Raw genomic sequence first — 11,899 nt, 5'->3', positions numbered from 1 at the left:
TCAAGAAGTTCTGGGTCGCCACCGCTTAGGAAGGCTCGTGGATGTAGTTGTCAAACACGGCAAAATTGCTCAGGGCAGGATCCGGCTTGAGGCTGGATCCCATCAAGAAGCTGACCTTGGGATAGTCTTTGGCTACTTCCCGCGCTTCCCGCTCCACCCCGAAGACCTCACCCACCAGCAGTTGGACGCCGCTCTCGGCATACTGACGCAGCACCCGTGGGTAGTCGGTGTTGGAAACTGACTCTGACCAGGTGTAGTCAATATCCCCCCGCTTCTGGGCGGTCATCAAGGCTTTATGGATCCGGCTCACCCACTGCTGCTCAATGGGAACCGTATAAACCCCGGCCACCTTCAGCTTGGTTCCTTGAGCCACCGCGGCATCGCGAACCAACCAGCGGCTCCCCATCAGGCCAGCCACGAAAGCCCCAGAACGCAGGCAGAAGTCCCGCCGGGAGAGTTCTAAACGTGCCATAGTCGCTTCTGTTGAGGTTACTTCGAGATCGGGTTACTGCTCGGCTTATCCTAAGGGGGAGATCCCTGAAAATATGTATCCTGAAATACAATTTTTTGAGAAGGAGCTTGTTTGTAATGGACAACGAAGTTTCGCTGACGGTTGGAATGGATGTAAGGGCCAAGTCCTCTCAAATCAGCTCTCGATAGATTATCCCTCTGACTACTTGGTTGATATCTTGCACAACCGGATGCTGTTGGGGACTACAGCCCTCTTTTATAAAGTGAGCAATAACCCAATCAACTGGTTTCCTAAATTCGGGCTTTGAGGTAATTTAAGACATCTTTATCTGATTTGGCCTATCATTCAGTCAACTGTAGTTGCTTCTTTCCATCCTAAGTTCAAACAAATAGCCACAACATATGGATCTCATTTTGCGCCGGGCCAACTTGCCGGATGGCCGCAAGGGAATCGATATCGGTATCCAGGGGGATCGCATTGTGGCTCTGGAAAGCAACTTACAAGCCACTGCCCCCCAAGAAATTGATGTCAGCAACCGCTTGGTGTCGCCCCCCTTCGTGGATGCCCACTTTCACATGGATGCCACCCTCACCTATGGGATCCCGCGCATCAACCAGTCGGGCACCTTGCTAGAAGGGATCGCCCTCTGGGGGGAGTTGAAGCCGCTGTTGACCCCCGAGGCAGTCATAGAGAGGGCCTTGACCTATTGCGACTGGGCAGTGGCGCGTGGGATCCTGGCCATCCGCACCCATGTGGATGTGTGCGATCCCAACCTGTTGGCGGTGCGGGCGCTGCTGGAAGTCAAGCAAAAAGTGGCTCCCTACTTGGATTTGCAACTGGTGGCCTTTCCTCAGGATGGCTACTATCGCTCGCCAGGGGCGGTGCAGCTTCTGGAGAAGGCTCTGGATTTGGGGGTGGAGGTGGTGGGCGGGATCCCCCACTTCGAGCGGACGATGGCCGAGGGAGCAGCTTCGGTGCGGGCCCTATGTGAAATTGCAGCAGCGCGGGGTCTGCGGGTGGATCTGCACTGCGACGAGACGGACGATCCGCTTTCGCGCCATGTGGAAACCTTGGCCTACGAAACGCTGCGGCTGGGCTTGCAGGGGCGGGTAGCCGGATCCCATCTAACCTCGATGCACTCGATGGACAACTACTACGTCAGCAAACTGATCCCCCTGATGGCCGAGGCAGAGCTGGGGGTGATCGCCAACCCGCTGGTCAATATGGTCATCCAAGGTCGCCACGATACCTACCCCAAGCGGCGGGGGCTGACCCGGGTGCCCGAGCTGATGGACGCAGGCTTGACGGTAGCCTTTGGCCAGGATTGCGTGATGGATCCCTGGTACCCTTTGGGCAGCGGCAACATGCTGGAGGTGGCCCACATGGCCATCCACGCCGCCCACCTGACAGGCTATGAGCAGATGCGCCAGTGTTTCTTGGCGGTAACAGAAAACCCGGCCCGCATTCTGGGGTTGGAAGGCTACGGCCTGGAACCCGGCTGCTACGCCGATCTGGTGGTGCTCCAGGCTGCTGATGCCGTCGAAGCCATTCGCCTGAAACCAGCTTGCCTGTATGTCTTCCGCCGGGGCCGGCTGATCGCCCAAACGCCGCCTGTCGTCGCGCAACTCCATTTGCCTGAGCGCCCCACCCAGGTGGAGTTCAGCCGCCAGCTTTGGACCTCATCGGCGCACGGTACCGCTGAAGCCGCTGGCCTTGAATTGCTCCAGGGTGAGGGGCAGGGGGCTGGTTATGGGCACCGAGATGCGAATTGAAAAAGGGCTCTCGCCGGGAGGAACTTCTGCAATGGCCCCCAGGCGGGTACGCTCCGGCAGAACCTCGTTGCCGTTGGCATCGTAAAGCCGACCGAAGACATCCGCGTTCAGCAGGGTATTTTTGGAGCGGTTGACCACTGTGCCTTCGACGAACAGGCACCTGGCCGGTATGGGGTTGCCGTTGCTGGTCACCAGGTTGGTGTATTCGGGGGTATCGGGACAGGGGGTGACGTGGAGATCCTTCAGTTGCAGGGGGATCGCCCCAAAGCCCATCAAGAGCACCGCCAATGCCACACAGCCAAAGCTCATGCAGACAAGACGCAGCTTTTGGGTTAGCCACTGCGCCGGCTTCCAAACTTGGCTCATCGTTTTTCCTCCAAGGCCCACCCTCTTTAGTCTAGGGGATCCCCGTCTCGTAGAACCTCTCCTCGGTTTGGATCCCATCCAGGCGCTGATCCCAAGGATCCTGAGGCAGGGGCTGCTCCAGCAAGCAGGCTTGGGGGAGGATGCCCCACTTGGGCACACTGGGATCCGGCAAAGCGGCCAAAAAGCGGTCGTAATAGCCGCCGCCATAGCCCAAACGCCTTCCCCAACGATCGCAGGCCAGGGCGGGCACCAGGATCAAATCCGCCTTGCCAGGGTCGATAACTGTGCTGCCGGGAGAAGGCTCCAGCAAGCCCCAGCAGTTGGGGACAAGCTCAGCCGGCTGGTAGCGGTGCCACTGCATTTGCCGCCGCGGCAGACAACGGGGGATCCCCCACTGCTTCTCTGGAAAAAGGGCAAACAGGGATCCCAAGTCCACCTCGGAGCCGAAGGCCACATAGGCCAGGATGGTTTTGGCGGCCAAAAGTTGGGGGCAAGAGGCCAAATGAGCCACGATCTTCTGGCTGATAAGGGATCTGTCCAACCTCTGCCGTAGCTGGCGAAAGTGCTGGCGCAGGCGAGCTTTTTCTAGGGCAGGATCTGCTGCTAGAGAACTGGGCCGCCAAGAAGAAGACAGTTCCGGGGAAGGGAGTTCCTGCACAAGCCCAATGCCGCTTGGATATTCGGTCTCTGCAAGATCTGAATCTACTGGATGGCCAGGAGCTCCACTTCAAAATCCAAGGTGGCATTGGGGGGGATCACGCCGCCGGCGCCGCGGCTGCCATAGGCCAACTCCGGCGGAATGCGCAAGTACCGCTTGCCCCCCACTCGCATAGTGGCCAGCCCTTCCTCCCAGCCACGGATCACCTGCCCTACTCCGTAGGTGAAGACAAAAGGCTGATTGCGCTTGTAGGAGCTATCGAAGATGGTGCCATCCTGTAGCTTGCCCACGTAGTTGACCACCACCGTTTGCCCCGGCTGAGGCGAAGGCCCACTGCCTTGAGCAATATCGTAGTATTGCAATCCCGACTCGGTGGTGATGAAGTCCTTGGCTGGGGATTGCACGCTCACCACCGGATTGTCCTTGGCCCGCGACAGAGCCACGGCCGGCTGGCCGCCCCACACCCCGAGCCACAGCAAACATAGCACCAACAGCAGCACCCGTTTCATCCGTTGGCGTCTCCCCACCGCCGACTTTTTGCTTTCCTTTACCAATCTTAGAGGATCCCGCTAGCCTTTCAGTTCGGCAAATTCGATGATCTGACCCTGGTGATCCCGCACCCAAAAGACAAAGGGTTTCTCGGAGCGAATGCTGTTGCGGATCCCTTGTTTGTTGATTCGCTTCAGAAGGGCCTTAAGGGACTCCCGCTCATAGCTGACATGGCGATAGCGAACGCCGCTGCTGCGGCCCGCTGCCGGTACAGTCCCGTAAGCAGAAGCAGATGAGGAGCTAGGCCTAGAGGCGTTGCCGTAGGAACCGGACCCCGCATAGGGATCTGTAGAGCCAGGGATCACGTGCAATTGAACATTGTCGGAGAGTTGGTACCAAAGTCCGGGGGTATCCAATTGGGTGGGCCCAGAGGTGGGACGGGCTTTGGCATCCAAGCGGGGACTGAGGCCAATATCCCCTGGAAAGTAAGCGGATCCTAGGCTGTAGCCGACCATGCTTTGCTCGTAGCCGTAGTAGTACTGCAGGGGCAGCTCCGCTTCCGGCAGTTTCAACACCTTCTCATAAAACCCTCTGGCCTGCTCCAAGTCCGGCACGATGATGGTGTGGACACGGGGAGCGCCACTTAAAAATGTCCACATGGCCCCCCCATAGGCCGATAGCAGCAAAAACATCAGCCCCTTGGTGGAGAGCAAAACCTCCAGGGGGATCAGGGGCAGCATCAGTCCGGGTGGGATGACCATCAGCACTTGTCCATTCGCGGGTGGCTCTATGTCCAGTATAGGATCCGGGGAAGTTTCAGCCTTGGCCCACCTCGATGAAGCTCGCTCTGTTTGCCCCCAGCCCGCGCGCCCGCCGGTTGGCCAACTCTCTGATCCCGCTCTTGGGCAAGGAGGTGAGCTGCTGGAGCAAAGCTGACCCGCAGGGGCTGCCCTCCCCCTGGCAGGCTTACGGGGATCCCAAGGATCCCACAGCGCCAGGCTCCCTAGCAGAAGCCGTTGCCCAAACCTGGCCCCAGGTGCAGGGCTGTCTCTTCATCTTGGCCGCAGGGTCGGTGGTGCGGCTCATTGCCCCCCTCTTGCAGGACAAGCAGCGGGATCCGGCGGTGGTGGTGGTGGACGAAGCCGGTCGCTGGGCTATTAGCCTGTGCGGGGGACATGTGGGGGGGGCCGATGCCCTGGCGCGGCAGGTGGCCGCTACCTTGGGAGCCCAGCCGGTTCTCACCTCTGCTTCCGAGGGGCTGGGGATCCCGCCTTTGGATTTGCTGGGGGATCCCTACGGCTGGCGGCGGGGCGCTGGAGATTGGAACGGGGTGGCAGCCGCCTTGACGCGGGGAGAGCCGGTGGCCGTTCACCAGACCTGCGGCACGCGGCTTTGGCGACAAGCTTGGCCGGCAGATCATCCCCTAGTGGCCTCCTCTCCTCCCCATCCCGTTGCCCAGATCTGGATTGGGGAATACCTCTCCCCTCCCACGGGGATCCCAACCGTGCACTGGCATCCGCGGGTGCTGTGGGTGGGGGTGGGCTGCGAGCGGGGCACCACCCGCGCTTGGCTAGAGGGATCCCTGCGCCGCCTGCTGCAGGCCCAGGGGCTGGCGTTCGAGGCCATTGCCGGCCTGGCCACCCTAGAGCTCAAGCAAGACGAGCCGGGTCTTTTGGAGCTGGCTCAGGCCCACGGCTGGCCCATTGAGTTTTTCCCGGCAGAGGCTTTGGCTGGGATCCCAGTGCCCCACCCTTCGGAGGCGGTGCGGCAGGCGGTGGGCACCCCCTCGGTAGCGGAGGCGGCTGCCCTCTTGGCAGCTCAGACTTGTCAGACTTGGGGAAGAGGTGACAAGGTTCCTGAGAGGCCATCCTGTGTTGCGGAGAAGGTAGAGCCCTTTGGGGGAGCAACCCTCCTCTGCCCCAAGCAGGTCTTCACCTCGAAAACCGAAGGGGCCTGTACCCTGGCCATTGCCCGCGCTGCCCGGGAATATTCCCCTCGCAGTGGCCATCTGTGGCTTATTGGCACCGGCCCCGGCGATCCCGCTCAACTGACCTTGGCCGCCCGCCTGGCTTTAGCCCAAGCTGAGGTGGTGATTGGCTACCAGCTTTATCTAGACTTGGTGGCCCCCCTTTTGCACCCCGGCCAAATTTGGGAGGCCTCTCCCATTACCCAAGAGCTGCAGCGAGCCGAACGGGCGATTGCTTGGGCGCAGCAGGGGCTGAAGGTGGCGGTGATTTCTTCGGGGGATGCCGGCATTTACGGCATGGCGGGCTTGGTGCTGGAGTGCTTGGTCCGCTCTGGCTGGGATGGGATCCGCCCTTCTCTGGAGGTGCTGCCGGGGATCTCTGCCTTCCAGGCGGCTGCTGCCCGGCTGGGGGCTCCGCTGATGCACGACTTCTGCGCCATTTCCCTCTCGGATCTGCTTACCCCCTGGCCAGTGATTGCAAAACGCCTGCAGGCGGCTGCAGCTGCCGATTTTGTGGTGGCCCTCTACAACCCCCGCTCCCGGCAGCGGCTGGATCCCTTCCTCAAGGCTCTGCAGATCTTTTTGCAGGCCCGGCCCGCCCATACCCCTGTGGCTTTGGCCCGCAACCTCTACCGCCCTGGCGAAACTCTCCGCCTTACCACCCTGGGGGAGCTGGATCCAGAGGAGGTGGACATGCTCACCCTGGTCTTTATCGGCAACTCCCAGACCTTTCGCCATGGGGAGCGGCTGATTACCCCGCGGGGCTACCGCTTGGGCGAGCCCACCTGACTCCTGGGCTCCAGACTCAAAACACCCTCAGATGCCGGGGATCCAACTGTAGCCACCAGGGGGATCCCCAAGTCTCCACCTCGCGCCAGCGCTCCCGCCACACCTCAGCTTGCAGGTGATAGTCCTGGCGGTGGGCAGGAGGACCGCCCAGCCTAAAGAAGAGAGTCAGTCGGTGGGGGGTCTCGCTCCACTTCACCAGCCAAGCCGGAAACGTGTTGGGCAGCTTCCCGTCGGGCCTGAAGGTGAGGTGGTGGGCGCGGATGGCGATGTATTCTCCCGCTGGGGATCCCTGTACCTGCAGCTCACAGCCCCAATCCAAGGCCAGCACCCGTTGAGGGCCCAGGAGCTTGGCCCGCGAGATGTTTTTGCAACCCGTCAGTTGCGCCACACTAAGGCAGGGGGGAGCCTCAAATAGCTGACGCTTGTCCCCCTGGGCAATGATTCGCCCCTGCTCCATTACAGCCAGATCCCCGCAGAGGCGGAAGGCTTCCTCAATGTTGTGGGTTACCAAAAGCGTGACTCCCTTGTAGCCCGCTAGGATTTCCCCCATCTCCTGCTCCAGTTGGCTGCGCAGGTGGGCATCCAAAGCAGAAAAAGGCTCATCCAGCAGCAAGATCTCCGGCTCAGAAGCCAAGGCTCGCGCCAGGGCCACCCGCTGCTGCTGTCCTCCGGAGAGCTCCGTGGGATAGCGGTTTTCCCAGCCCTTCAGCTTGACCAACCGCAGCTGGGCCTGGATCCGCTCTTGTTTTTCCGCTTCGCTCAAGCCCGCAGGGATCCCAAAAGCGATGTTCTGGGCAACGGTGAGATGGGGAAACAGAGCGTAGTTCTGGAAGATCACCCCTACCCGTCGCTGAGCGGGGGGCAGCCGGATCCCCTGTTCGGCGTCGAACAGGGCCCGCTCGTTGAGCAAAATGCGCCCCCCATCCGGGGTTTCAATTCCGGCAATGCAGCGCAAAAGCAGGCTTTTGCCGGATCCAGAGGCCCCCAGCAAGCCCAGGGGTCGCCCATCGCAGCTCAGTTGTGCCTGAAGCTCAAACTGGGGCAGCTTCTTGTAGATGTCTACCCAGAGGCGAGGGGCCGGAGTTGAGAAATCCGGATCCCTTCTGGTGAGAACCTGTAGAGGACGAGAGGGAGGTCGCTGCCAGGGCCGTCGCTGAAACCAAAGGTTAACTGCCGTCATCACCCCCAAGGACAACATCAAGACCAAGGCCGAGCTAATGGCTGCCCCCCGCATGTCCCCCGCCTGAACGGCAAAGAAGATGGCCATGGATAGGGTTTGCGTGCGGCCCGGGATATTGCCTGCCAGCATCAAGGTGGCGCCAAACTCCCCCAGAGCGCGGGCAAAACTGAGGGTAATCCCCGCCAGGATCCCCGGCAAGGCCAGTGGGATCAGCACCCGCGTAAAAATCTTGGCCCTACTTGCTCCCAGGGTGCGGGCTGCCGCCACCAGCGTCGGGTCGATCTGCTGGAAAGCTCCCAGGGCCGTGCGGTACATCAGGGGCAGGGCCACCACCGCTGCCGTGATCACCCCGGCATACCAGGTGAAGATGACCGACAAGTTCAGCGAGGCCAAAAGTTGTCCCAGAAGGGTTCGCCGGCCAAACAGCAGCAGCAACAGGAAGCCCACCATGGTGGGCGGCAACACCAGCGGCGCCAACAAGAGGGCCTCGATGAGAGAGCGCCAGCGACCTCGGTAGTGCAACATCCCGTAAGCCGCCAGCGTCCCCACCCCAAAGGTGATAGCTGTGGCCAAGCCGGCAATCCGTAGGGAGATCCAAAGCGGGGATAGGTCGTAGTCGCTCATTTGGAGTAACTCATCCGCGCCATTGCAGAGGGATCCCTCACAGGCGGATAAAGCCGTACTTCACAAACACCTCTGCTGCTTCTTCTGAGGTTAAAAACTCCAAGTAAGACTGTCCGGCGGGAGTATCGCGCACCAATGCCACCGGGTAGATAATTGGCGTAATGGGATCCGCCGTAGCCACTACTCGCACCCGATTTGAAAGCTGAGCATCCGAGGTAAACAGGATCCCAGCGTCGGCATTGCCCTGTTCTACCGCCGTTAAGATTTCCCGCACCGTGCTGGCAAACACCATCTTGGGCCGCAGCGTCTCAAACACCCCTGCTTGGGTGAGAATTTCCTGGGCGTACCGTCCGGCGGGCATGGCCTGCAGATCCCCAATGGACAGAACCCGGATCTCTTCCGCCACCAGGTCGGCAAAATCCTGAACCTTGGTTCTGGCATTGGCAGGCACAATTAAAGCCATGCGGTTGCTGAGAAGATCTCGCCGGGATCCTGCCACCAGCAGGTTTTGCTGGGCAAGGGCGTCCATAAAAGAGGCGGCTGCGAAAAATACCACGTCCAAAGGAGCCCCCTGCTCCACCTGTTGCTGGAGAGAGCCGGAATTGGCGAAGTTGTACTCAACCTTGATGTCGGGATAGCGGGCGGTGAACAACCGGTCGATTTCCGTTAAAGCCGGTTGCAAGCTCACCGCAGCCCCCACCAAAATGGGCTGAGATTGCGCCAAGCCGGGAGCCGACCCCCACCTCAAAGCCAGAGCGGCCAGGATCCCTAGGAATAACATTGCAGTTCTTCGTTTCATAGCCATTCTTCTTTGACCCGTGACGACTTTCAGAACAGGAAAATCCGCCAATGGTTCGGTGCTTTTGACTGTCGGAATTGGGTTGTAATTTGTATCTGTAGATACACACCTAGACTATCGGCAGCCATTCCTCCCCAGAGGCAACGATAAGCATCTGATAGTATTGAAACCGGTGTTGAATGACCATCCGGCAAGCTCCTCTCTTGTTCAGTTCGGTCAACACCCCTGTTGCTCTGCTTGTTCAACAAAGGAGAAGTCATGCAAATCAGCACTCGCAACTTGTTTAAAGGAACTGTAAAAAGCTTCCAGGTGGGCATGGTCAATGCCGAAATTGTTCTGGAAGTTGCACCAGGCATAGAAATAACAGCCATTATTTCTAAGCACTCTGCCGAACGGTTGGGTATAGCAGTTGGGAAAGAAGCGTATGCTGCCATCAAAGCCTCGGATGTGGTCATTGCCGTGGATGAGTGAGTGGATGAGTGAATTGAGTAACTGGCCTAGACTTGATGTTGCCTGGGATCCAAATACAGGGCTTTGATAAGGCGCTGGCGATCGTTTAGGCTGATCTGAAGCCGCCCATTCTCTACATCCCGCACCCAGCTCTGGCTGCGCCCCAGCCTCTGGGCCAATTCCCGCTGGCTGATTCCCTTTTGCTGGCGTGCCGCCGAGATATCCGCTCCACGCAAAGCTTTGCTTGAGGGGAAGTCTTTTGGGTTTTCGGGAGGGCCAGGGAGATCCGAGTCTGTTGCAACAGGCGCAGACTTTGCCCTACGCTGCCGCCGAGATCCCGATTCTCGGGTTGGGGATCTGGCTTCTTGAACTGCTTGACGATGCCAGTCGGAGGGCAGATGAAATCGTTGAATGCGAGCCTGCATCAAGAGTCCCCACTTGCCCCGCGGCCCGGCAGCCGTCAGCAAGCCACCGTTGTTGGCATCTTCAATCCAAAAGTTCAATGCCTCGTCCGCATCCTCGGGCACAGCTTCCAGGCGAGCCCACAGGGGTTGAATGGAAGAAGGATAGGTGAGGGGATCGAACTCCGGCTTGAGGCCGTAGTGGTTGAGAACCTCCAGATCGCTTTCAAAGGTGCGCACCAGCCGTTTGCGTTCTTGGAGATTGAGATAAGCTTCCTGCAGTCGCTCTTCCCCGTAGGCCACTCGCATCAGGGTGGGCACCGTCAGACGCTGTTGCCGCCCCATCCTCACTTTGAACAACAGCCACAGCAGCAGGCGCATGGCTCCTTCATGGTGTTGCCAATGGCTCATCACGGCCTGCAGCAGGGATAGGGGCAGGCTGCTGTACTGATAAAAGGCTTGCCCCTGGCGGCACCCTTGTCGATTGAGAAAGTACCGTGTCCATTCGCCGGGCTGAATCGCCCAAGTCAGGCCCACCAGATGGTTGCAGCCCTGCTCATCTTTTTGAAAGTGGCGATGCATCTTGAGCAGCCTCCACAGAGGGCCAGCCGGTACCGAAAACCCCTTCACCCGCCCCTGATCCGGCCAATCGATGGAGACTTGAATCCGACAGAGCTGCTCTATCCAGGTCATGAACAGGTGGAGACGGGTCATCTTGCTCAGATCTTTACGTTTATCCCAGCCCAAATAGGACTCCAATTGTGAGTCGGTGAAAACAAAGGATTCCTTCCAGGGGCTATCCAACCCGGCGGCATAGGCAGCAAAAATAAGATGCAAACAGGCAGTTCGCACATCGATCGGAGCACTTTGTGGGATCCCGTCCGAACATAGAGTTAGGGTCAGAGATCCCTGGTTGTGGCCAACAGATTTCTGATAGCAAACCTGGTTATCTCCCTGCTTTTGCAGATTGAGAGATTGAAATTGAGATAGGAAATTGCAAGCTTCCCAGACCACAATTGACGAAGCAAAAGCCTGGCTATGGCCGTTCAAAAATAGAGGTGGACTGCTGCGAATGCGGGCCGTGACCGTGCGGTTGCGCCCCTTCATGGCTTCATAAGGCTGCGGGGCAGAACCGGGACACAGGCTAACGCACTGAGGTTCTGGGAAGAAACCTTCGCAGTCATTGCACAACAGAGGATTAATCCAGTATTCCCCATCCTGAACAACAATAGCTTTCGTAGGACAGCTATCTACACAAGCGTGGCAACCGATACAATCCCCTGAGATTTGATAAGCCATAGCCCTCAAACTCCATAACGTTTCCCTGTAGCTCTCCCTCGTTCACACCTGCTATCGCATCTGCGCAACCCTAAACCCGGCCATGGAGACCTTCCTCGCAAAGCCGTGGCAGCCCGGCGAGAGACCTTAGTTTAAGGTCTGTTTCCTAAGCTCAATTCGTGAACTGGATTGAACGATACCTCAAAAGATCCCCGGCAGGCCAGGGAGATTTGGTCTAGGGTGAACCTTCTGGAAAGCTTTGTTTTCTCTTAACTTCTAATGTTTGCAGTGAACTTTTGAGATGGCTTTGCAGGCTACTCCTCCCCCCTTGAGAGCCTTTTAGGGATCCGAACTGCAGCAAGTGTCAGGCAAAACGCTCAATAACCAAGCCGACACAAGGTCGTCCGCCCACCCAATACGCCGATTCATCGGCAAGGTTGTGGCTTGGCTCCAGATGCCAACCCAAGGGATTGGGTTCTAGCTCCAGCGCCCGCACGATTTCTTCTGGGCTGAGCCCTGTGCAGAGTTGAATGTGTTGCAACTTGGGAAATGGCTTTTCCACAAGGCTAAGCTCTTCAGCGGCTTTAAGGATGGAGCCCAGGTGTAGCAAACAGGTGTTCATAGCTTTGCTCCCAAATCAAGATAGATTATGAAG

Annotated in this window: 11 protein-coding genes and 1 pseudogene; 3 read left to right on the top strand and 9 right to left on the bottom strand. The window is 58.8% G+C overall.

Annotated elements, in window-relative coordinates; genetic code table 11:
• Positions 1–28: 28 nt before the first annotated feature.
• Positions 29–472: pseudogene (locus ACVWY8_RS12565) on the bottom strand (BMP family ABC transporter substrate-binding protein); the annotation flags it as partial.
• A 401-nt stretch (positions 473–873) separates the two neighbouring features.
• On the opposite strand from ACVWY8_RS12565, the gene ACVWY8_RS12560 reads away from it, so the two are divergent.
• The gene (locus tag ACVWY8_RS12560; protein ID WP_457395310.1) at positions 874–2,244 is read left to right on the top strand and encodes an amidohydrolase family protein; all 1,371 of its coding nucleotides are present in this window, start codon (positions 874–876) and stop codon (positions 2,242–2,244) included.
• Here ACVWY8_RS12560 and ACVWY8_RS12555 read toward each other — a convergent pair.
• Genes ACVWY8_RS12555 through ACVWY8_RS12540 form a run of 4 tightly spaced genes read right to left on the bottom strand, consistent with a single transcriptional unit; the run spans position 2,152 to position 4,518 of the window.
• On the bottom strand, positions 2,152–2,610 hold the full coding sequence (locus ACVWY8_RS12555; RefSeq protein ID WP_414332474.1) for an FxLYD domain-containing protein: 459 nt from the start codon (positions 2,608–2,610) through the stop codon (positions 2,152–2,154). The genes ACVWY8_RS12560 and ACVWY8_RS12555 overlap by 93 nt on opposite strands.
• A 31-nt stretch (positions 2,611–2,641) precedes the next feature.
• Positions 2,642–3,268: a 5-formyltetrahydrofolate cyclo-ligase gene (locus tag ACVWY8_RS12550; RefSeq protein WP_414427761.1), complete on the bottom strand. Its 627-nt coding sequence runs from the start codon at positions 3,266–3,268 to the stop codon at positions 2,642–2,644.
• A 44-nt stretch (positions 3,269–3,312) separates the two neighbouring features.
• Positions 3,313–3,777 carry an FKBP-type peptidyl-prolyl cis-trans isomerase gene (locus ACVWY8_RS12545; protein ID WP_457395313.1) on the bottom strand — a complete coding sequence of 155 codons (465 nt, stop codon included), beginning with the start codon at positions 3,775–3,777 and terminating at the stop codon, positions 3,313–3,315.
• Positions 3,778–3,837: 60 nt separating this feature from the next.
• Complete coding sequence (locus tag ACVWY8_RS12540) at positions 3,838–4,518, bottom strand: hypothetical protein (protein ID WP_457395315.1); 681 nt, start codon at positions 4,516–4,518, stop codon at positions 3,838–3,840.
• Positions 4,519–4,592: 74 nt separating this feature from the next.
• On the opposite strand from ACVWY8_RS12540, the gene cobJ reads away from it, so the two are divergent.
• The gene (gene cobJ / locus ACVWY8_RS12535; protein WP_457395318.1) at positions 4,593–6,512 is read left to right on the top strand and encodes a precorrin-3B C(17)-methyltransferase; all 1,920 of its coding nucleotides are present in this window, start codon (positions 4,593–4,595) and stop codon (positions 6,510–6,512) included.
• A gap of 16 nt (positions 6,513–6,528) precedes the next feature.
• Here cobJ and modB read toward each other — a convergent pair whose 3' ends face one another.
• Both modB and modA read right to left on the bottom strand, forming a co-directional pair.
• On the bottom strand, positions 6,529–8,316 hold the full coding sequence (gene modB, locus ACVWY8_RS12530) for a molybdate ABC transporter permease subunit (RefSeq protein ID WP_414424485.1): 1,788 nt from the start codon (positions 8,314–8,316) through the stop codon (positions 6,529–6,531).
• Positions 8,317–8,353: 37 nt separating this feature from the next.
• Positions 8,354–9,115 (bottom strand): molybdate ABC transporter substrate-binding protein, encoded by a 762-nt coding sequence (gene modA / locus ACVWY8_RS12525; RefSeq protein WP_457395320.1) that lies wholly within the window; start codon positions 9,113–9,115, stop codon positions 8,354–8,356.
• A 258-nt stretch (positions 9,116–9,373) separates the two neighbouring features.
• On the opposite strand from modA, the gene ACVWY8_RS12520 reads away from it, so the two are divergent.
• Positions 9,374–9,586, top strand: coding sequence for a TOBE domain-containing protein (locus ACVWY8_RS12520; RefSeq protein ID WP_457395323.1), 213 nt, complete (start codon positions 9,374–9,376; stop codon positions 9,584–9,586).
• 26 nt (positions 9,587–9,612) lie between these two features.
• Here the strand turns inward: ACVWY8_RS12520 and ACVWY8_RS12515 are convergent, their stop codons facing one another.
• Positions 9,613–11,265 carry a helix-turn-helix domain-containing protein gene (locus ACVWY8_RS12515; protein ID WP_457395326.1) on the bottom strand — a complete coding sequence of 551 codons (1,653 nt, stop codon included), beginning with the start codon at positions 11,263–11,265 and terminating at the stop codon, positions 9,613–9,615.
• A gap of 343 nt (positions 11,266–11,608) precedes the next feature.
• Entirely contained in the window at positions 11,609–11,866 is a 258-nt protein-coding gene (locus ACVWY8_RS12510) for a hypothetical protein (protein WP_011430669.1), read from the bottom strand.
• Between the last annotated feature and the right edge of the window lie 33 nt (positions 11,867–11,899).

This window comes from Thermostichus sp. OS-CIW-32 (assembly GCF_054060415.1).
Note: the sequence above shows the minus strand (reverse complement) of the source record. Positions and strands in the feature narration are given on the sequence as shown.